General features: G+C 46.8%; 22 protein-coding genes. 10 read left to right on the top strand and 12 right to left on the bottom strand.

What is annotated here, in order from left to right:
• Positions 1-18: 18 nt before the first annotated feature.
• On the bottom strand, positions 19-996 hold the full coding sequence (sdsA, locus tag ACVLR6_RS03590; RefSeq protein ID WP_104472144.1) for an All-trans-nonaprenyl-diphosphate synthase: 978 nt from the start codon (positions 994-996) through the stop codon (positions 19-21).
• A 445-nt stretch (positions 997-1441) separates the two neighbouring features.
• Here sdsA and rplU point away from each other — a divergent pair, with 445 nt between their 5' ends.
• The 7 genes from rplU to ACVLR6_RS03625 all read left to right on the top strand — a co-directional run bounded on the left by rplU (position 1442) and on the right by ACVLR6_RS03625 (position 7974).
• Positions 1442-1753 carry a 50S ribosomal protein L21 gene (gene rplU / locus ACVLR6_RS03595; protein ID WP_005176105.1) on the top strand — a complete coding sequence of 104 codons (312 nt, stop codon included), beginning with the start codon at positions 1442-1444 and terminating at the stop codon, positions 1751-1753.
• Positions 1754-1772: 19 nt separating this feature from the next.
• Complete coding sequence (rpmA, locus tag ACVLR6_RS03600; RefSeq protein ID WP_005176106.1) at positions 1773-2024, top strand: 50S ribosomal protein L27; 252 nt, start codon at positions 1773-1775, stop codon at positions 2022-2024.
• A 218-nt stretch (positions 2025-2242) separates the two neighbouring features.
• Positions 2243-2935 (top strand): outer membrane lipoprotein chaperone LolA, encoded by a 693-nt coding sequence (gene lolA / locus ACVLR6_RS03605; RefSeq protein WP_005176107.1) that lies wholly within the window; start codon positions 2243-2245, stop codon positions 2933-2935.
• 582 nt (positions 2936-3517) lie between these two features.
• Entirely contained in the window at positions 3518-4396 is an 879-nt protein-coding gene (locus ACVLR6_RS03610; protein ID WP_455995861.1) for an RsiV family protein, read from the top strand.
• Between the two features lie 119 nt (positions 4397-4515).
• A complete protein-coding gene (gene serS / locus ACVLR6_RS03615; protein WP_016659896.1) occupies positions 4516-5787 on the top strand; it encodes a serine--tRNA ligase in 1272 nt (423 codons plus the stop codon).
• A gap of 81 nt (positions 5788-5868) precedes the next feature.
• Complete coding sequence (gene cysG, locus ACVLR6_RS03620; protein WP_104470407.1) at positions 5869-7251, top strand: siroheme synthase CysG; 1383 nt, start codon at positions 5869-5871, stop codon at positions 7249-7251.
• 243 nt (positions 7252-7494) lie between these two features.
• On the top strand, positions 7495-7974 hold the full coding sequence (locus ACVLR6_RS03625; RefSeq protein ID WP_005176117.1) for a tRNA (cytidine(34)-2'-O)-methyltransferase: 480 nt from the start codon (positions 7495-7497) through the stop codon (positions 7972-7974).
• Positions 7975-8128: 154 nt separating this feature from the next.
• On the opposite strand, the gene ACVLR6_RS03630 is transcribed toward ACVLR6_RS03625, so the two are convergent.
• From ACVLR6_RS03630 to rpoD, 6 genes are all read right to left on the bottom strand, one after another.
• Positions 8129-9526, bottom strand: coding sequence for an APC family permease (locus ACVLR6_RS03630; RefSeq protein WP_005176119.1), 1398 nt, complete (start codon positions 9524-9526; stop codon positions 8129-8131).
• A 270-nt stretch (positions 9527-9796) separates the two neighbouring features.
• Entirely contained in the window at positions 9797-10981 is a 1185-nt protein-coding gene (locus tag ACVLR6_RS03635) for an iron-containing alcohol dehydrogenase (protein WP_005176121.1), read from the bottom strand.
• Between the two features lies 1 nt (position 10982).
• Positions 10983-11516: a hypothetical protein gene (locus tag ACVLR6_RS03640; protein WP_005176124.1), complete on the bottom strand. Its 534-nt coding sequence runs from the start codon at positions 11514-11516 to the stop codon at positions 10983-10985.
• Positions 11517-11597: 81 nt separating this feature from the next.
• Complete coding sequence (gene lipB, locus ACVLR6_RS03645) at positions 11598-12257, bottom strand: lipoyl(octanoyl) transferase LipB (protein WP_005176127.1); 660 nt, start codon at positions 12255-12257, stop codon at positions 11598-11600.
• A 139-nt stretch (positions 12258-12396) separates the two neighbouring features.
• On the bottom strand, positions 12397-12684 hold the full coding sequence (locus ACVLR6_RS03650) for a YbeD family protein (RefSeq protein WP_168384047.1): 288 nt from the start codon (positions 12682-12684) through the stop codon (positions 12397-12399).
• 99 nt (positions 12685-12783) lie between these two features.
• Positions 12784-14676 carry an RNA polymerase sigma factor RpoD gene (gene rpoD, locus ACVLR6_RS03655; protein ID WP_127799634.1) on the bottom strand — a complete coding sequence of 631 codons (1893 nt, stop codon included), beginning with the start codon at positions 14674-14676 and terminating at the stop codon, positions 12784-12786.
• Between the two features lie 374 nt (positions 14677-15050).
• On the opposite strand from rpoD, the gene ACVLR6_RS03660 reads away from it, so the two are divergent.
• Positions 15051-15257, top strand: a complete 207-nt coding sequence (locus tag ACVLR6_RS03660; RefSeq protein ID WP_005176134.1) for a PA3496 family putative envelope integrity protein — start codon at positions 15051-15053, stop codon at positions 15255-15257.
• 69 nt (positions 15258-15326) lie between these two features.
• Positions 15327-15851 (top strand): YecA/YgfB family protein, encoded by a 525-nt coding sequence (locus tag ACVLR6_RS03665; protein ID WP_045796437.1) that lies wholly within the window; start codon positions 15327-15329, stop codon positions 15849-15851.
• Positions 15852-15910: 59 nt separating this feature from the next.
• On the opposite strand, the gene ACVLR6_RS03670 is transcribed toward ACVLR6_RS03665, so the two are convergent.
• From ACVLR6_RS03670 to trhO, 5 genes are all read right to left on the bottom strand, one after another.
• Positions 15911-16471, bottom strand: a complete 561-nt coding sequence (locus ACVLR6_RS03670; RefSeq protein WP_168397297.1) for a glycine zipper domain-containing protein — start codon at positions 16469-16471, stop codon at positions 15911-15913.
• A 282-nt stretch (positions 16472-16753) separates the two neighbouring features.
• Positions 16754-17161, bottom strand: coding sequence for an ABZJ_00895 family protein (locus tag ACVLR6_RS03675; RefSeq protein ID WP_075167535.1), 408 nt, complete (start codon positions 17159-17161; stop codon positions 16754-16756).
• Between the two features lie 39 nt (positions 17162-17200).
• A complete protein-coding gene (locus ACVLR6_RS03680) occupies positions 17201-17815 on the bottom strand; it encodes a DedA family protein (protein ID WP_005176142.1) in 615 nt (204 codons plus the stop codon).
• 74 nt (positions 17816-17889) lie between these two features.
• Positions 17890-18192 (bottom strand): hypothetical protein, encoded by a 303-nt coding sequence (locus tag ACVLR6_RS03685; RefSeq protein ID WP_005176151.1) that lies wholly within the window; start codon positions 18190-18192, stop codon positions 17890-17892.
• 209 nt (positions 18193-18401) lie between these two features.
• Positions 18402-19334 carry an oxygen-dependent tRNA uridine(34) hydroxylase TrhO gene (gene trhO, locus ACVLR6_RS03690; RefSeq protein WP_005176153.1) on the bottom strand — a complete coding sequence of 311 codons (933 nt, stop codon included), beginning with the start codon at positions 19332-19334 and terminating at the stop codon, positions 18402-18404.
• A 199-nt stretch (positions 19335-19533) separates the two neighbouring features.
• Here trhO and ACVLR6_RS03695 point away from each other — a divergent pair, with 199 nt between their 5' ends.
• Entirely contained in the window at positions 19534-20025 is a 492-nt protein-coding gene (locus tag ACVLR6_RS03695) for a DUF1289 domain-containing protein (RefSeq protein ID WP_075174416.1), read from the top strand.
• Positions 20026-20048: the final 23 nt, after the last annotated feature.

A 20048-nucleotide genomic window follows, 5' to 3' on the forward strand; every position in this document is an offset into this window, starting at 1 on the left:
AGGCAAGGATGAAGCTATTTATTGAATTCGGTGCAGGGCCAGCTTGGCCAGATTGACCAAGGCCTGACGATAGATTGTATCTGGCAAGGCATTTAAGGCCGCAATTGCGGCTTCGGTTTCTTCCGTGGCACGCTGCTGGCAATAATCCAGTGCACCAGAGGTCTGTACAATCTCGATAACCTGCGCCAATTCGGAGGTTCCACCCGTAGCAATACTGCGGCGGATAATTTCATGTTGCGCACCTGTGGTATTTTTCAGGGCGGCAATTAAAGGCAAGGTCGGTTTACCTTCCATCAGGTCATCGCCGATATTTTTACCCAGGGTTTCGGCATCTGAGGTGTAATCCAGAATATCGTCAATGATCTGGAAGGCATTACCAAAATGGCCGGCAAAGACACGTAACGGTTCACGGTATTCCGGCTTGCCGGTTAAAATGGCGGCACCTTCGGTGGCCAGTTCAAACAGGCGCGAGGTTTTGCCGTGAATAATATCTAAATACGTCTGTTCGGTGGTGTCCGGCTGATGCTGCGATTGCAATTGCAATACTTCACCTTCGGCAATTTCACAGGTACCGGTCGAGAAATCTTTTAGCAAGGTCATGTTGTTTAAATCGACCAGCAGGTCAAAGGCACGTGAAATCAGGAAGTCACCGACCAATACGGCGGTCTGGTTATTCCAGGTGGCATTGGCGGTTGGACGACCACGACGCAAGCCGGATTCATCGACCACATCATCATGCACCAGGGTTGCGGTATGCAGCATTTCAATAATCGCCGCCAGTCTGCGCGCCTGTTCCAGATCTTCTGCGCCGCAGGCTTTGGCCGCCAGTAAGCACATAATCGGACGCATACGTTTGCCGCCGGCTTCCACCACATGCTTGCTGACCGCCATAACCAGTGCGACTTTTGAGGTAATGCCTTCATTAATAAACTGATCCATCGCGGCAAAATCGGAAGCAACAGGCGCGAGAATATCTTGCTTAAAGTCGATGGTCATGTGAAGGAGAACCTCAATTGTGTCAAGTAACAACGATATAGTGTAACAATGAAAAACGTCTGGACAGGAAATCTGCAATCTGCGGTGCGGCCATTGTGGTTGTCGTTATGAAGTACGAAGCAATGGTCTGCTTTCCTGTTCGTGCTGGCGCTGATGGCCTCCCGGTGACAGGCAGCGGTGATAGCATCAGCATGCTGGCGTTTTCGATTCTAACAAGCAATTTGATTAGATCAATGAAAAATGTAGGGTTTTGACCATTTTTGTTGCTTTTCGTTGCATGTTTATAAAATAAACAGCCGGCTGATGCAATATTTTGGCTAAATCTCTTGTTGTTTGCAGCGTTATCCCTTAAAATCTCTGCCCTTGTATAACCCCAGTGGCGTTCGTTTTAAGATCGGTATATCCCTTTACCGGCACGACGACACGGGCATGTTTGGAGTACATTATGTACGCAGTAATCCAAAGCGGTGGTAAACAGCACCGTGTAGTTGAGGGTGAAACCCTTAAAGTTGAATTATTGAAAGCTGAAACTGGCGCAACTATTACGTTTGATGACGTATTAATGCTTGTAAACGGTGATAGCATTCAAATCGGTGCTCCAGTTGTAGCTGGCGCTAAAGTAACTGCAGAAGTGGTTGGCCATGGCCGTCACGACAAAATCCGCATCATCAAAATGCGTCGTCGTAAGCACTACCGTAAGCAACAAGGTCACCGTCAATGGTTCACCGAGTTGAAAATTACTGGTATTTCAGGCTAATCACTAGGAGTAATGAGACATGGCATCTAAAAAAGCCGGTGGTTCTACTAAGAACGGTCGTGATTCGAATCCTAAGATGTTAGGTGTTAAAGTTTACGGTGGTCAAACTGTAACTGCAGGTAACATCATCGTTCGTCAACGTGGTACAGAATTCCACGCTGGTGCAAATGTAGGTATGGGCCGTGACCATACTTTATTTGCTACTGCTGACGGCGTAGTAAAATTCGAAGTGAAAGGTCAATTTGGCCGTCGCTACGTATCTGTTGAATAAGATTCAATAGAACAAAAACCCACAGTTTTCTGTGGGTTTTTTTATGCATGTCGCATCGGGAAAGAGAGCAACCCTGATCTTCATGATGATGGATAAAAAAGAACATTTGATATTAATAAACATACAAAACTTCTTATTTTCTCTAAATTTAGGCACTTTATTTGGTTTAAGATGAGTCCATGAATACATTGCGATATGCAACAATAAAAGGTGAATCTATGAAAATGCTTCGTCAAACCATGTGTGCTATGGCATTGGGTGCTGCAACGCTGGCACCAGTGATGAGTACGACTGTGTATGCTGCGCCTGTGGCAGCATCGGAGCAGCAAGCCACTGCCAATCTGGTCAAACAATTGAGTCATATTAAAAGTATGACCGCTAACTTTGAGCAGACCACCAAAACCAGCGGCAAAGCGCCTAAAAACAAGGGCCTGACTGCCCAGCATATGAATCAGGAATTTAAAGGCGTAATGAAAGTGGCGCGCCCGGGTAAATTCTATTGGGAAACCACCAGTCCGGCCAAACAGACCATTGTGACCTCAGGGAAAACCGTCTGGATTTATGACCCGGACTTGCAGCAGGCCGTGCGTCAAAACCTGGATGAGCAGGTTGCCAATACACCAGCACTGTTATTGTCGGGCAATACCAACCAGATTATGCAGTCATACCGGGTGACCCAGCCGAACAAAGGCAAAACCTATTACACCCTGTATCCAAAAAGTGATGAAGGGGCTTTCCAGAGTCTGACCATCAGTTTCGGTGCCAACAAAGCACCAAGCCTGATGATTCTGGAAGATTCTTTAGGTCAAACCACCTATGTACGTTTTAACAATGTGAAGGTGAACCCGAACATTGCCAACTCGACCTTTAATTTCACCCCGCCAAAAGGCACAGATATTATTGATCAATAAGGGATGATGATCATTTCCTAAAAAAGATTTTATCTGTGAAAGCAAAAATATAGAGGAGCCATTTTAATGGCTCCTTTATTTTTAGGTGAATAATCGTCCAATGGTAGGATTGAACGGAAAGTCAATTGAGCGACTTAGGTCATGCGGACATGCACGAAATGGCAATAAAAATTGCCCTCCCTGAAAATGGTTAAAAATTAACCAAAAATAAGGGTTAACCAGAATCACGGCTGATCTGTCTGCTTTTGCCCTGTGAAAGAATCCACAATTTCTGTGGATAAATCTTGGGATAATTTATTTTTCCCGTTGAATGGGCCGCAGATGCACGATTAGGGTGCAGTCAGGATTTGATTTTATTTTAAAATTATCATTATGAATTTTAATGGAATATTATAAATTTTGGTATGTACCGCTGCGGATGGTTTTTGGTTGATTTTTCATTTTTTATTGCAGGTTACAGAACTGCTCTAGGATCGAACAGCAGGAGTTTTATATAGTGGTAAATAGCTAAATTGAGCGTATACAACGCCTTTGCGGGGTGAAAACTGCTGAAAATTGCAGCATGAACATAGGGGAAATGCAATGCAACATCTGAAATCAAATCTGCTCACCACGACCATCGCACTGACCACGGCATTAATGTTAAGCGCCTGTCAGCCGAAGCAGGATGCCGCACCTCAGGTGGAGGCCGAGCAAAGTCAGACTCAGGCAGCTGCCATTCCCGTGATTCAGGCCAAAGTGGTGCCGGTGGAATTGAAACAGCAGCAGCGCTGTGATGAAGAGGGCTGTACCGAATACGATATTCAGACGGTCAATACCAATGTGCCGTGGATCAATGCGTATTTTATGCAGCGGATTAAAAAGGCTGACCCGATTGCATTTAGTGAAGATGCCGCTTCTACTGCGTCAGCATCGTCAGCATCGTCAGCATCGTCAGCATCGTCAGCATCGTCAGCATCGTCAGCATCGTCAGCATCGTCAGCATCGTCAGCATCAGAGGCCAATAGCACAGAGGAGCCTAACCGTCTTAGCCTGAGTTCTACCTATGTACGTTATATTGGCCAGCATGGCCGTCTGGCTACCTTTAGCATGCAAAGCTATAGTTATCCGGCCGGGGCGGCGCATGGTATGCATCATCAGGAATTTGTGACCTTTGATTTAAACAGCAAGAAACGTCTGGCCTTGCAGGATATTCTACTGCCGAATAGTGAAGCCAAACTAGTACAAGAACTGTTTAACCATAATTACAACTGGCTGAATGAGCACGACATCCAGCGTGACAAACTGCGACTGAGTGACAATTTTTATTATGGCGCCAATGGGCTGGTGTTTGTCTATCCATTGTATGAGCTGGCTTCCTATGCAGAAGGCATGCCGGAACTGGAGCTGCCGTATTATGCGGTGGACAAACTGATTAAACCTGAATATCTGCCAAGTTTGCCGAAGTATCCGGCCCAGTAAATTGTGAAAAAACTGCGCCAGATTGCTGTAATAAGCCCCAGCCGTGAAGCGGATTACTGTATTTTTTAACCCGAAGCGCTTACACTATAGCCAGTTTTTTTCTTTACAAAAGATTGGCTATGATCGACCCGAAATTACTCAGAAATAATATTGAGGCTGTAAATTTAGCCTTGGCAAAACGTGGTGTGCAACTCAATGTAGAAGAATGGGCATCATTGGAAGCTCGCCGTAAAGAAATCCAGTCCAAAACGGAAGCTCTACAGGCCGAGCGTAATGCCGGTGCCAAACAGGTCGGTCAGATTAAAAAAGCCGGTGGTGATGCTTCAGAAATCATGGCACGTATGTCAGCCATTGGTGATGAAATTAAAGCAGCCGAAGTGGCTTTAAATGAATTACAGGCGGAAATTGAAACCAAATCACTGACTATTCCTAACCTGCCACATGAATCTGTGCCGGAAGGTAAAGATGAAGCCGATAACGTGGAAATCCTGACCTGGGGTACACCACGCGAATTTGATTTTGAAATCAAAGATCATACCGACTTAGGCGAATGGATGGGTGGTCTAGAATTTGAAACCGCGACCAAGCTGACCGGTTCTCGCTTTAGCGTTTTAAAAGGGCCATTGGCGCGTCTGCAACGTGCTTTAACCCAGTTTATGCTGGATACGCATACCCTGAAAAATGGCTATACCGAAGCCTATGTACCGTACCTGGTCAATGCCGATTCTTTACGTGGTACCGGTCAATTACCAAAATTTGAAGAAGACCTGTTTAAGCTGCAGGGCGAAAAAGAGTTCTATTTAATTCCAACCGCGGAAGTGCCAGTCACCAACTTTGTCCGTGACGAAATTATTGATGCCGACCGTTTACCGCTGAAATATGCTGCGCATACCCCATGTTTCCGCAGTGAAGCCGGTTCTTATGGCCGTGATACGCGTGGTTTAATCCGTCAGCACCAGTTCGATAAAGTAGAAATGGTGCAAATCGTTAAACCTGAAGATTCTATGCAGGCACTGGAAGAGTTGACCGGTCATGCAGAAGGCATTTTGCAGGCGCTGGGCTTGCCGTACCGTAAAATCATCCTGTGTGGTGGTGATATGGGCTTTGGTGCGACCAAAACCTATGACCTGGAAGTGTGGGTGCCAAGTCAAAATACCTATCGTGAAATTTCTTCGTGTTCTAACATGGGTGATTTCCAGGCGCGTCGTATGAAAGCGCGTTATCGTGCCGACCAGAAGAAAACTGAATTTGTCCATACCTTGAATGGTTCAGGTCTGGCGGTTGGACGCACCTTATTGGCCGTGATGGAGAACTATCAGCGCGCGGATGGCTCAATTGAAGTGCCTGAAGTGTTACGTCCGTACATGGGTGGTGCAGAATATATCGACTAAATTCAGGTCGATGTACGGGATGCACCAATTTGTGCACAAAATTTGCTTAAGACAATCAGAACTAAATTACTGAGGTAGTGTGTGGATATTTTTCCAATCTCGTTAAAGTTGCAACAGCAACGCTGTCTGATTGTCGGTGGCGGACATATTGCCTACCGTAAAGCCGGTTTACTGCAAAAAGCAGGCGCTATTATTGATGTGGTGGCGCCGGCCATTGATGCCGCTTTACTGGAACTGGTCCAGCAGAGCCAGGGGCACTATGAGGCTGCTGCCTTCAATACTGAAATTCCGCTGCGCCAGTATCGTTTGGTGATTGCCGCCACCGATGATGCAGCAATCAACCGTCAGGTGTTTGAGGCTTGTGAAGCTGAAAATGTGCTGGTCAATAGTGTCGATGATCCGCCACATTGCCGCTTTATGGTGCCGGCCATTGTCGACCGTTCGCCTTTGCTGATTTCAGTGGCCACGAATGGTGCATCGCCGGTGTTGTCGCGCCAGATTCGCACCCAATTGGAAACCAGCATTCCGCATGGCATGGGCAAACTGGCGAGTTTTTCCGGTCAATGGCGTGCTGCGGTTAAGGCCAAAATCCAGAATCCGGATGAACGCCGGATTTTCTGGGAAAACCTGTATGCCAGTCCGCTTAAAGAGCAGGTCTTTAATGACAATCTGCAAGAAGCCAATCGTTTGATTGAGCAGGCCTTGCAGGAATGGACCACGCCAAAAGGCGAAGTGTATCTGGTCGGTGCCGGTCCGGGTGATCCGGAGCTATTGACCTTAAAAGCACTGCGCTTGATGCAGCAGGCCGATGTGGTGATTTATGATCGTCTGGTGTCCGATCCGATTATGGAATTGTGCCGCCGTGATGCTGAAAAAATTTATGTTGGGAAAGCACGTTCCAACCATGCTGTGCCACAAGAGGGCATTAATGCCTTGCTAGTCAAGTATGCGCAGGAAGGTAAACGTGTTTGTCGTTTAAAAGGCGGTGATCCGTTTATTTTTGGCCGTGGCGGTGAAGAAATTGAAGAGCTGTTTGCTGCAGGCGTGGCTTTTCAGGTGGTGCCGGGCATTACCGCAGCATCGGGCTGTTCAGCTTATGCCGGTATTCCTTTAACCCATCGCAACTATGCGCAAAGCGTACGTTTCCTGACCGGGCATTTAAAAGAAGGTTCACCGGAACTGCCGTGGAGCGAGCTGGTCTATGAAAACCAGACTCTGGTGCTGTATATGGGACTGGTGGGACTGGAAAAAATCTGCCAGAAACTGATTGCCCATGGCCAGCGTCCGGATATGCCAGTGGCCTTGGTGTCTAAAGGCACCACACCGGAGCAGAAAGTGGTGGTCGGGACTTTGGCGGATATTGCATCTAAAGTTACTGAACATCAAATTCAGGCACCCACTCTGACCATTATTGGTGAAGTGGTGAAGCTGCGCGAACAACTGCAATGGCATGAGCGAGGATAAAGCAACACAACGTGTTGCCCGAGCGCAAGACGAAGGCTATGCCTAAGTAAAGAGGATAAAGCAACGCACTGCGTTGCCCGAGCGCAAGGCGAAGGCTGCGCCTGAGTAAAGCGGTGGCCATGATGAATCATAGTAGCCGGAGATGCAAAAGGGCAATACCGCGTAGCGCTTTAGCCTTGACAGCGTCTCCTGTTCAATCAATCAAGTTTAAACTGCCTAAATCAACCAGATAGTGAGTAAAAAGTGATCCACGTTGTGTTATATGAGCCTGAAATTCCTGCCAATACCGGTAATATTATCCGGCTTTGTGCCAATACCGGTGCTCAGTTACATCTGGTCAAGCCCCTGGGTTTTGAGCTGGATGATAAAAAGCTGAAACGTGCCGGTCTGGATTACCACGAATGGGCACGGATGCAACTGTGGGATTCAATTGAAGACTGTCTGGCCAATTTGGCCAGCAAAGGCATAGGCGTGGATGCGGTGTATCCATTAACCACCAAGGGTACAGAAACCCCGCATACTTCGGATTTAAACCGTCCTGTGGCCTTGTTGATGGGACCAGAAACCCGCGGTTTGCCTGAGCATGTGCGTTTGATGTTCCCACAAGAGCACTGGATTCGTTTGCCGATGGCAGAAAATTCTCGTAGTCTGAACCTGTCAAATGCCACAGCGGTCATTGTCTATGAAGCCTGGCGTCAGCAGGGTTTTCAGCCTTTAAGCTAGGGCAGATCATCGCGAAGAATAAAAAAACCAAGATCACTGATCTTGGTTTTTTATCGCTATTTATTTTTTCAGTGAGCAGGATCAAGCCGTCAAAACTTGACCTGAAATGTGGAAACAAAAAAGGTGCCGAAGCACCTTTTTGAATGACTTAAACTTAGAGTTTATCGTCAAATTCATTGTGTTGTGGCGCAGGGTGTTTAAAGCCTTTGGTTTTATAACCCAGGTATAAAATACCGGCCATTGCCCACCATAAACCATATTTCAATGATGTTTCATCAACTTCAAGCCACAGTGCAAACACCGCGATAAAACCACAAAGCGGCACCACCACAAAGTTCAGAATGTCTTTAACATTGCGGGTACGGCCATCACGTAGCGCATAGCGTGAAATGACTGACAGGTTAACGAAACTGAATGCAGTCAGGGCACCAAAGCTGATCAGGGAAATCACGAAATCCAGATCCATAAAGCCCGCAGTTAAGGCCACCGCACCCACAATCAGAATGTTATAAGACGGTGTGAAGTTACGAGGGCTGATATGACCAAAGATTTTCTTGTTAATCACGCCATCACGGCCCATCACGTACATTAAGCGGGATACACCAGCATGTGCAGAAATACCCGAAGCCATCACCGTTACAATTGCAAAGGTCAGTACATAGGACTGGAACAGTGAACCACCCACCAGCATCAGAATTTCTGGCTGAGTTTCAGCAATATTTTTGAAGTAGCTGCCCGGTTCATTCGGGAAGTAAATCTGCATGAAGTAGGTGCTGACAATAAAGATGATCCCGGCAATTAACGCAGTCAGGAAAATCGCTTTTGGCAGGGTCTTTTCGGTATCTTTGGTTTCTTCTGCCAGCGAGCTTAAGGAGTCAAAACCGGTGAAGGAGAAACACAGTAAGGTAGCACCGGTAATCAGCGCACCGACTGAGGTCAGCTCATTCCAGAACGGTTCCAGGCTCCAGAGCTGATAACGCTGTTCGGCACTAATCGGGCCATCGGCATTAAAACCGGCCTGCAGTTTGGTAAATACCATCCAGGTAAAGATCGCGATGACCAGAAGCTGGATAAATACAATCAGACTGTTGAAGTTGGCGACAAAACGCGCACCACGCAGGTTGATGCCGGTCATAAACGCGGTCAGTACAATGACCCAGACCCAATGATTAACATCCGGGAACAGCGCTTCCAGATAAATCACGGCCAGAATAATATTCACCATTGGCGACAGCAGGTAGTCGAGCCAGGATGACCAGCCCACCATAAAGCCAACATTGGGGTGAATGGATTTCTGCGCATAAGTATAGGCAGAACCCGAAGATGGGTAGCGGCGAATCATGTGACCATAGCTTAACGAGGTCAGCAAGATTGCAACCAAGGCAAAAATATACGAGGTGGGTACATGAAAATGACTTTCTTCCGATACTAAACCGAAAGTGTCAAATAAGGTCATTGGCTGAATATATGCTAAACCAATAATAATGATGTGCCAGAGCCCTAGCGTTTTTTGCAGTTTAGCTGCCGATTGAGTCCCAGAGATATTTGTCAACGGCGTTATCCTCTTAATCGTTGATCAAGGATCAGTCATGTTCCTAAGGATCGTTTGAGACGAACGATCCCCCCTATCAATAAAACAAAAGTCCGCCAATCTACTCCAAAATGGTTGCTTTTGTCAGTAACTTTTTCAGAAATTTTTAGCAGAAAATATGCCAATCATCTGAATAAATAAGAACTTTTTCTTGGGTATAGTAAAAGCCTGATGCTTAAAAAAACATCAGGCTTCTAGAAATTTTGGCTATATTCGCCTATTTGCTGGAAATTACCAAGCCTTTTTTAAGATAGATTTCAAATCTTCCAGACTGGCTTCTTTCGGGTTGTAAATGATCGAGCCATCGTTTAGGGCTTTTTCGGCCACTTCATCCAGCTGTGCTTCTGTAACCTTGCCGGTTTCACTCAAGGTGCGTGGCAATTTGGTCATGGCATACAGACGGTCGCGCATGGTCAGCAGGGTAGCAATGGCTTTATCGGCACGCAGATGCGCCGGAGTCTGGGCATAAATATCCGGGCCGGCCAATGGCAGCAGCAGTTCGGCAATTTTGTCGCCATTGACATCTTTGTTGTATTCCAGCACATAGGGTAAGAACAGGTTCATGCACAGTCCATGCGGCAGATGAGCCACTGCACCTAAGGCATGCCCGAGGGAATGTACCAGACCCACCATCGAATTGGAGAAGGCAATACCAGCCATGGTCGAGGCCTGCGCCAGTTCCAGACGGCCATAGGCATCGCTTGGATTATCCAGCACTTTAAACAGGTTATTGCTGATTTTCTTGATCGCGGCGGTGGCATAGGCATCCGAAATCGGATTCGAGGCCATGCAGCTATAAGCTTCAACCGCATGGGTCATGGCATCCATAGCTGTCATTGCCGTTAAATGCGGTGGCAGGGTCTGGGTCATGCGCGGGTCCAGAATCGCGGCATGTGGCATCAGGTAATAAGAAGCGAATGGCATTTTGACATTCTTTTCAGTATCTGACACCACGGCGACCATGGTGACTTCTGAACCGGTGCCTGAGGTGGTCGGAATCACGAAGAAGGGCTTTAACGGTTTTGGCAGGTTGTGCGCACCGGAATATTTCAGCAGGTCATCGCCGCCTTCCGTCACCAGAATGTTTGTAGCTTTGGAGGTGTCAATCACCGAACCACCACCCACTGCAATAATGGCATCACAGTTGTGGTCACGATACAGCTGCGCGGCTTTACGTACCGTGTCCAGACTTGAATCCTGCGGCACATCATCAAAAATATAGCCAATTTCAGCATCGGTTGATTCAAAAGCCGCTTCAACCGGGGCCAGCAGGTTGTTACCACGTACCCCTTTATCGGTAATGATCAGCGGGCGTTTCGCGCCTAAAGTCACCAATTCAAACGGAATGTGTTCCAGTGCGGCATTGCCGGCAATGACTTTGACTGGACAAAAAAATTCGTAATAAGGCTTCGCCATGTTATGCACTCCGTTGGAAATAGGACTGAGCCACTTTCAGGTAAATATGGGCAGCTCCGCTGAGTTTTTCTTTTAAGCTAAGTTCGGATGGGTATTGTTTGACAGCCAGCTCTGCCAGCAGTTTAGGTAAAATCAGGGCTTCCATTTTGTTCAGGCAACGCACCAGACGAATGGCATAAGACAGGTCACCATCGGCAATCATGCGGTCATGAGCAAAGGCCTGTGCCGTACTTTCCTGAAACGAGAACACCAAAAAGGCATGGGTCAGATGCTTGAAGGTAATGACCAGATCGGGTTTGCCATCCAGTTCAGGCAGCAGTTCGAGCTGATGATCTTCAGTCACCCGGGCAATGAACGCAGGTCCATTGGGAAACACTTTCATGGACAGGATAAAATTTGCGGGAAACTTTGCAACTTCCTGTTTTATTTCTTGATCGACCTGGCTTGCCATCACCAGACCTCTGCCAATCACATCCATCATGAGTTTGACATAGGCCTGTTGCAAAGCGGGCTTCACGGTTTTGCTTGAAATCACTCGCTGAGTCCCTTTGTTAACATCTATTATTGGGTTTAGAGTAAATACTCTAATTTATTTCTTATTCAAAAGTAAAGTCATTTAGGCTTGAATGGTTTGAACCTCACTAAAGTAACCACTGTGCTCTAAAGTTTCAATGATATCTCGGCATAAAGTTTCAAACGATGGATAGTCTGGGACTAAATCCTGAATGCGCACCATTTCCAGACCGGCATACCCACAGGGGTTAATGGTTTGAAAACCGCTTAAATCGCAGTCAATATTCAGCGCTAGTCCATGGTAACTACGGCCTTTGCGGATTTTAAAGCCCAATGAGCCAATTTTACGCTCCGCGACATAGACACCCGGCGCATCTGCTTTGGCATAAGCTTCAATACCATATTTTTTGAGCAGCGCAATCATCAGGTTTTCGGCATACGATACCAGCGTGCGGACATTCCAGCCCAAACGGTTCAGGTCAAACAGGAAATACGCCACCAGCTGGCCCGGACCATGCCAGGTCACCTGTCCTCCGCGGTCGGTTTGTACCACCGGAATATGGCTGGGAATCAGAATATGTTCTGCCTTGCCGGCCTGACCTTGGGTCAGCACCTCATGATGCTGCAAAATCCAGAGCTCATCGGGGGTATTGGCATCACGCTGTTCAGTCAACTGCTTCATCTCTAAAAAGCGGTCTTGATACGGTGTTAATTGCGAATACTGACGGATAATGAGGGTCGGTTTTTGAAGCGCATCGGTCACAGGCTGCGTCCTTAAAAATGAAATCTGCTGATGTGAATTATAATGATTCAGAATAGGAATAGGAGTGTGCCTGCTTTAAATTACTGCGCTTGCACGGCACGCCATAAAAAAACACGCATGAAGCGTGTTTTTTTGAAACTTAAAGCGCGGTTTTAATCAGCGGGCAGGCAGCTAAATCGGCATAGACCGCATGCACCTGTTCCAGCTCCTCGAAACGCAGCTGTGCGGTAATCGAGTGGTATTTACCGGTACGCGACGGGGTCACGGTCATTTTGTCGCCATCAAAGTCCGGGAAGTGTTTCACGAAAATATCGTTCACCGCTTGACGCAGCTCTGCACCGGCCAGACCAATCAGTTTAATCGGGTAATCCATCGGAAAAACCCAAAGATGCTCTTGTAATTCACGAGAGGGAGTGTGGTCAATCATAATTACCTCAAAAGATTGAAAAACGCCTGCAAGGCGCAGGCGTTTTGGCATTGCTACTTAAATGGGGATGGATTGATCCCAATTCAAGCCGCTGCTGACTTAGTCGTTTTCCAGGAATGAACGCAGGTGTTCAGAGCGGGAAGGGTGACGTAATTTACGTAAGGCTTTGGCTTCAATCTGACGGATCCGTTCACGGGTCACATCAAACTGCTTACCGACTTCTTCCAGAGTATGATCGGTTGGCATATCAATACCAAAACGCATTTTCAGGACTTTGGCTTCACGTTCAGTCAGGTTTTCCAGCACTTCACGTGTCGCTTCTTTTAAGCCTTCTGAAGTTGCAGCATCGACCGGAGAGGTGATGTTGCTGTCTTCAATGAAGTCACCCAAATGCGAATCTTCATCATCACCAATTGGCGTTTCCATGGAAATCGGTTCTTTGGCAATTTTCAGGACTTTACGTACCTTCACTTCGTCCATTTCCAGACGCTCACCGAGTTCTTCCGGTGTCGGTTCGCGGCCCATTTCCTGCAGCAACTGACGAGAAACACGGTTAATCTTGTTAATGGTTTCAATCATGTGTACCGGAATACGGATGGTACGTGCCTGATCGGCAATCGAACGGGTGATCGCCTGACGAATCCACCAAGTCGCATAAGTCGAGAACTTGTAACCACGACGGTATTCAAACTTGTCTACTGCTTTCATCAGACCGATGTTACCTTCCTGAATCAGATCCAGGAACTGCAAGCCGCGGTTGGTGTATTTCTTGGCAATCGAGATCACCAGACGCAAGTTGGCTTCGACCATTTCTTTCTTGGCGCGACGTGCTTTGGCTTCACCCACCGCCATACGTTTGGCAATGTCTTTAATGTCTTTAACATTCAGACCCAACTCTTTTTCGATGTCGGCAATTTTTTGCTGGAAGGCCAGTACGTCAGGACGCACTTTTTCCAGGTAGCCTTTCATCTCTGCAGGAGCTTTGGCAATCTGTTCGTCTAACCATGCCGGATTAGATTCCTGACCCGGGAAAGTCGTACGGAACTGGGTACGGTCCATACGGCCACGACGTACTGCATAACGCATTACTTCACGTTCTGCTGCACGAATCTGGTCATGCGTGCCACGAATCATTTCTGAAATAATATCAAACAGGCGCGGCGCAAATTTGAACATCATGAACACGCTGGCCAGAGCCTGTAACGCAGCTTCCGCTTCTTTGCTGTTACGGCCATGCTTTGCAATGACGTCTTTGGTGTTTTTCCAGGCTTCAGTCAGCTCGGCAAAACGTACTTTGGCAATTTCAGGGTCCGGACCAGAATCCGCTTCAGAATCATCATCCGATTCTGACTCTTCTTCTTCATCGTCGTCATCAAGTTTGACATCTTTGGTTTTGGTGCTCTTGCTGCTCGATTCTTCTTCATCGTCGAGCACGGCTTCATCTTCCAGCACTTCCGGAATTTCTTCATCGGTTTCAGGATCTAAGTAACCTGAAAGCAGATCGGCCAGGCGGCGTTCGCCATTTTCATAATCTTTGTATTCTTGTAGAACCACTTCAACGGCATTTGGCCAGTACGCAATTGAATGCAGCACATCACGGATGCCTTCTTCAATACGTTTCGCGATACTAATTTCGCCTTCTCGCGTTAACAGCTCAACGGTCCCCATTTCACGCATATACATACGCACAGGGTCCGTGGTACGGCCAGGCTCATTTTCTACAGAAGCCAGTACTGCCGCTGCTTCTTCTTCAGCGACTTCATCTGCAGCTTCTGTGGTGTCTTCGAACATCGCATCATCAGATTCAGGTGCACGTTCATGCACAGGAATGCCCACGTCCTGAAGCATCTGGATGATGTCTTCAATCTGTTCGCTTTCCGTGATTGAGTCTGGGAGATGATCGTTAACCTCGGCATAAGTTAGGTAACCTTGCTCTTTGCCTCGGCTAATCAGAGCCGCTACTTGCGAAGTAGGGGAAGTCATATCGCTCATCTTTGCTTACTCTTCGTTGAATCTGTGGCAGTGAAAAACCGTGCATGATAGCACAATTTGCTGTAAAAGTTTCTGATTTGATCAATCAAGCATGATTTTATAAAAATGTTTGAAAGCAAAACTGAATAGGAATATGGGGCATCTTGCCCGGTTTTCAAGTCTGGCATCCGTTTTGTCCGCGAAATATTCTTGTCATATGCTTTAAACTATACTTATTCAGATAAGGTCTTCATAAATACACAAATTTTAGCGCGAAATACAAGCCAAAAATAGTCGGGAAAAACAAAAAATATAAATAAAACTTGACAACTTTTTCAAAGGCAGATAAATAGCGGCTAAACCCATTCACATTTTTTCATTCTGAGGTAGTTTTAGTGTCTTCAACAGATTTTGAACTAGATGATAACTACGGTGATGATGATGTCAGCTTCGATGAAGCGGCAGGTAAAATCAGTGCGAAAGAATCGTTAGAAAAACGTCGCCTGATTGATGATCTGCTGGCACAGCGTCGACTGGAGCGTGATCTCAAGGATTTTGATTATGACTTCGACGAAGATGATTTTGACGACGAAGATGACTGAAATTTGGGTTCAGTAAAGTCTTCGGAAAATGCTATGCTATACCTTGTATAGACGATTTTTGGATTTAAGATGAGTGCTTTAGATTTAGACCTGTTGAGTGAATATCTAGATGGTGACCAGAACGAATACGGTCTAGATTTTGCTGCCACTCATGGTTTTTTGTGTGCCATTGCAGTCGGCCCGCAATTTGACCAATGGCTGGATGAACTATTTGAAGGCAACCAGAAAAAAGTGCCGGCAGAAATCGTAGCGCAGGTGAAAACCTGGCTCGAATCCATTCGTCAAAACCTGGCCAATGAAGAAGGCATCGAATTTCCATTCGAAATTGAAGAAGCAGATGTAGAATCGAGCTTGGGCGACTGGAGTGTGGGCTTTGTGGATGCCATGTTCCTGAATGAAGAAGCCTGGTTCACGCCAGAATTTGAAGAACAGCTGGTAGATCTGACTTTACCAATCATGGTGTTTAGCGGCATTGATGAAGAAGACCCGCAAATGGAAAGCTTCCGTCGTAATGGTCAGTTAATGGATGAGCTGGCGGAAGAAATTCCGGACAACCTCAATGAACTGTATTTGATGTATCACACCCCAAGCTGATGCAAACCGAATAAATAAAAAACACCTCCTCGGAGGTGTTTTTTTATAGCCGGATTACATTAGCGGGTCATACGGTTCCAGGCATCACGCACCGCATGTTTGGCATCTTCCCAGGCCAAACGGGTATCGCCCTTGGTGGACTCCCATTCGCTGCGTAAATCGGGTTCTACATCTTCAAAGCGTGTACCCGGTTCATAGCGTGAACGCTGGGCATAACCGACCCGGTAGGCGGCCTGATAATCGCGCTCATAGCTTAAGTCCGGATGTGTGTTTTGCAGGCTGGTATAGTAAGGCTGGCTCTGGCTGTGTTCATGCCAGTAAATATCTTCATCACCTTCGGTCGGGTTTTCGGCTTCTGCAGCGGTTTTACCAACCAGACCGCCCACCACGGCACCAATGGTACCTCCGACCACTGCGCCAATCGGGCCGGTGGTGGCCCCGACTGCGGCACCTGTGGCTGCACCACCGACCGCACCGACACTGGTACCCACCGGATGGGTGCCGGTTTCACCGGTTTTCGGGTTGGCATTCAGCTGTTGCTGCTGCTGTTTCGGTAGCTGTTTGACCTGTTCGCGTTTTTGTTCCTGCTGGCGCTGGGTTTCTATTTCTGGATTCGTCATGTCTGCATCCTCTTGGGTCTGATGATGATCTAAGTAAAATGAATCAAAAAATTAAGATCAAGCGGATCTCTTGAGGTTTAACTTAGATCAGACAGCACCCGGCGCGGGCAGGAGAATTGCACCTTTCACGTGAAGATAAATAACTTATGTCGGTTTCTGGTGACGAAAAGCAGGGCTTACTTACATACAGTTAAATTTTCTATGCAGATGCGCTGTCCGGAAGCCACCCATCTGCACAACAGAATTTCTAAAGCATATTTGATTAGTGTTTGAAATTGCTAACTACTGTTTGGCGCAATAAGCGGCATACCAGACATAGGCGGCATAAAATACCGCACCATGGATGGCCACCATACACAGCATCAACACTGCCATGAGGGCCAGTCCCATTTTCTCAGCCGATTGAATAATCTGCTCTGCATAGGGGTTCATCAGCACCATAAAAAAGATAAACAGGCTGCCAATAATGATGGCCACGGCACTGCTGCCCCAAATCAGCTGAATTCTTTCATCTGAGGTCGGTAGGCGTTTTTCACGTTTCACAAAATGTTTGGCATTGATCAGCGCGACTACCACCAGTGTTGGAAAAAGGGTTAATACCCCAAGATTTAAACCATAAACCAGAACCATGGTCAGCAGGACCAGCGCAATGCTGTAGACCGCAGCCAAATGCAGCAAATAGTGTTTCATTGAATCCCCAAGTTTGGCCTATAGGCAGGCCAATGCACATCACGAAGCGCGTTTACGCATATACCTACGGTATAGAATCCAGCCGATAATCGCAATCACAATTGCAATAATGACATAGCCGACCTGGCTAAAAATTTTCTGCATCAGCGCCTGATTTTCGCCAAAATAAAACCCGACCGCAGCCAGAAAAGTGGTCCAGATGATGGTGCCGAGGCTGCTGTAGAACATGAATTTCCAGAAGGGCATCCGGCTCATGCCGGCGGGAATACTAATTAAAGAGCGTACCGCCGGAATCATGCGTCCGGCAAAGACAATGCGATGTCCATACTGCTCGAACCAGTCCAGTGATTTTTTGACATCGGCCGATTTTAGGAACAGGTATTTGCCGTAGCGGTCGACAAAGCGGAAAATCGCATCATGTTCGAATTTATAGCCGACCCAGTACAGCAAGGCCGCGGCCAGTAGCGAACCGAAACAGCCGGCAACCACGACACCAACAAACAGTAATTCACCTTGTGAGGCCGAATAACCAGCAGAAGGCATAATAATTTCGGAAGGAATAGGGGGGAATACGTTGTCCAGAAACATAAGCAGGGCAATACCGAAGTAGCCCAGCTGTTCCATAATGGAAATAATCCATTCGGTCAGGTTCATAAAGTCAAGAAGGCCTAAAAATTAGACCTTCATGCTAAAGAGGATTGGTTTTTCAGTAAAGAGCTGAAACGTAACTAAAAATCTTCCTCAGCGGTATGCGACAGGGTGTGCACATAGACTTTTCGAAGCCCATACGCCACCAGCAGCGGCAAGACAGCGACAATCAGGTAACCACTCCAGATATTGGAAAGGTGATAGGCAATAAACATTGCCAGAATCGCGCCGAGCACGGTGCCAAACCCCACAATAAACAAGTGTGAACGCTGTTCAAGCTGCTGTTTCAGGTGGTGCAATTGCAGATCTTGCTGCTGATGCGCTCGTTGCAGTAAGGCAGTACGGAATTGGTGTTTATAGCGTGTTGTTATCGTTCTTTGCATAAGTCAATCCTTGTCCATGGGTGAGAATCTGTACGTCAAAATAAAACTGCATTGTTTTTGTTGTGATTTGGAGTTTAGCCTAAGCATGACTGGCTTCTGTTAGTACCAGAGGGTGCTTTGGTATTGAATTGATTCTGGTATGTGAATAGACGTAAAAAAAGCCCTATAAATAGGGCTTTTTGTAAAATTATTTGTACTGGTTTACATTATTACAGACGTTTGCGTTTTGCCGCTGCAATCTGAGATTGACGCATACGGAAGCCGGCTTTCTGTTTTTCTGTGGTTTTATCAATACAGTATTTACAAGATACGCCGTGTTCATAGCTTGGTTCTGCCACTTCTTCTGGTAGTAAAGGCCAGCCGCAGGCATGACACTTGGTATTTTGACCTTCTTCCACACCATGCGTAACCGCAGTACGACCATCAAATACGAAACATTCACCTTCCCACAGGCTTTCTTCTGCCGGGGTTTCTTCGAGGTATTTCAAAATACCGCCTTTCAGATGATAAACTTCCTGGAAGCCTTCTTGTAACAATAACGAAGTGGATTTTTCACAGCGAATCCCACCAGTACAGAACATGGCAATTTTCTTGTCTTTGTGCTGTTCCAGTTCTTTTTTCACATAGTCTGGAAATTCACGGAAGGTTTCAGTTTGTGGATCAATCGCGCCTTTAAAAGTCCCGGCTTTATATTCATAGTCATTGCGGGTATCAATTAAAATCACGTCATCACGTGCAATTAGTTCATTCCATTCTTTCGGGTCCAGATAATGGCCGACCAGATCACGTGGTTTGACCTCTACACCCAAAGTCACAATTTCTTTTTTCAGCTTGATTTTCATTTTGCGGAAAGGCTTGTCGGCGCTGTGCGACTCTTTATATTCCATCGCGCTAAAGCCTTCGTTTAAAAGAAACTGATGCACCTGATCAATGGCTTCGCGGTCGCCCGCCACCGTACCATTAATTCCTTCACCCGCCACAATGAGAGTACCACACAGGTTGATGCTGTTTACCAAGTCTAAAAGACGTTGTTGTAGATCTGCAGGATCTTGAACTTCTTTGAATTGATAAAGTGCGGCAACAACCCAACCAGAGGTCGCTTGCTGTTCTACAGGTGCAAGCTGTTCTACAGTAGCGTTCATGGAGTACTCCAATGTGATATAAAAAATTTGAGGGGCATATTTTAGCGTGAAAGTGCCCAGATAGCGAGAAATCCAGAACAGAAATATGGTTTTAAATCTGCGATAGAGTCGGCTATGATGCCTATCCTCGCCTATGATTTTACCAAAAGTAATACGGCCGCATTCAGGCCGGCATTACTGCGCTTTTCTGGAGTATATTTTGAGTACGGATCGTCGAATCGCCTCTTTGACCCCGTGTGCAGGCCGCTGCTCTACGGTATTTGGTGATTCAGTGTGTCGTGGTTGTCGTCGTTTTAATCATGAAGTGATACGCTGGAATGGCTATACCCCCGAACAGCAAACGGCTGTCTGGCAGCGTCTGGATGCCCAGCTGGACCAGATTCTGGTACCAATGTTGCCATTTGCCCGCTTGCCGCAGGTAGAGCATTTTGTCCTGTCAAAGCGGGTGCGTTTACGTCCCGATGCCAGCGCAGGCCGCAAGTTATATCATGCGCTCAAATTATGTGAAAAAAACAAGCATCTGGCCGATGACAGTGGTCTTGGTATTCAGGCCGCGCAGGTTAAACCACTGTGGCAGGAGTTTGAGCGTCGGGTACTGGCACTGGCGACTGCGAGTTATGACCTGGCATTTTTACGTGCCGATGGCATTAGCCAGCATTTATTAAAAGTCAGTCTGGAAGAGGATGACTAGTTTTTCATCCTAAGGTTTAAGCA

The sequence above is a fragment of the Acinetobacter sp. T63 genome (genome assembly GCF_053852345.1).

Coding starts and splice junctions, on each gene's coding strand:
- sdsA (WP_104472144.1), bottom strand. CDS start 996: ATGACCATCGACTTTAAGCAAGATATTCTCGCGCCTGTTGCTTCCGAT.
- rplU (WP_005176105.1), top strand. CDS start 1,442: ATGTACGCAGTAATCCAAAGCGGTGGTAAACAGCACCGTGTAGTTGAG.
- rpmA (WP_005176106.1), top strand. CDS start 1,773: ATGGCATCTAAAAAAGCCGGTGGTTCTACTAAGAACGGTCGTGATTCG.
- lolA (WP_005176107.1), top strand. CDS start 2,243: ATGAAAATGCTTCGTCAAACCATGTGTGCTATGGCATTGGGTGCTGCA.
- ACVLR6_RS03610 (WP_455995861.1), top strand. CDS start 3,518: ATGCAACATCTGAAATCAAATCTGCTCACCACGACCATCGCACTGACC.
- serS (WP_016659896.1), top strand. CDS start 4,516: ATGATCGACCCGAAATTACTCAGAAATAATATTGAGGCTGTAAATTTA.
- ACVLR6_RS03635 (WP_005176121.1), bottom strand. CDS start 10,981: ATGGCGAAGCCTTATTACGAATTTTTTTGTCCAGTCAAAGTCATTGCC.
- ACVLR6_RS03650 (WP_168384047.1), bottom strand. CDS start 12,684: ATGATTGACCACACTCCCTCTCGTGAATTACAAGAGCATCTTTGGGTT.
- rpoD (WP_127799634.1), bottom strand. CDS start 14,676: ATGAGCGATATGACTTCCCCTACTTCGCAAGTAGCGGCTCTGATTAGC.
- ACVLR6_RS03665 (WP_045796437.1), top strand. CDS start 15,327: ATGAGTGCTTTAGATTTAGACCTGTTGAGTGAATATCTAGATGGTGAC.
- ACVLR6_RS03670 (WP_168397297.1), bottom strand. CDS start 16,471: ATGACGAATCCAGAAATAGAAACCCAGCGCCAGCAGGAACAAAAACGC.
- ACVLR6_RS03675 (WP_075167535.1), bottom strand. CDS start 17,161: ATGAAACACTATTTGCTGCATTTGGCTGCGGTCTACAGCATTGCGCTG.
- ACVLR6_RS03680 (WP_005176142.1), bottom strand. CDS start 17,815: ATGAACCTGACCGAATGGATTATTTCCATTATGGAACAGCTGGGCTAC.
- ACVLR6_RS03685 (WP_005176151.1), bottom strand. CDS start 18,192: ATGCAAAGAACGATAACAACACGCTATAAACACCAATTCCGTACTGCC.
- trhO (WP_005176153.1), bottom strand. CDS start 19,334: ATGAACGCTACTGTAGAACAGCTTGCACCTGTAGAACAGCAAGCGACC.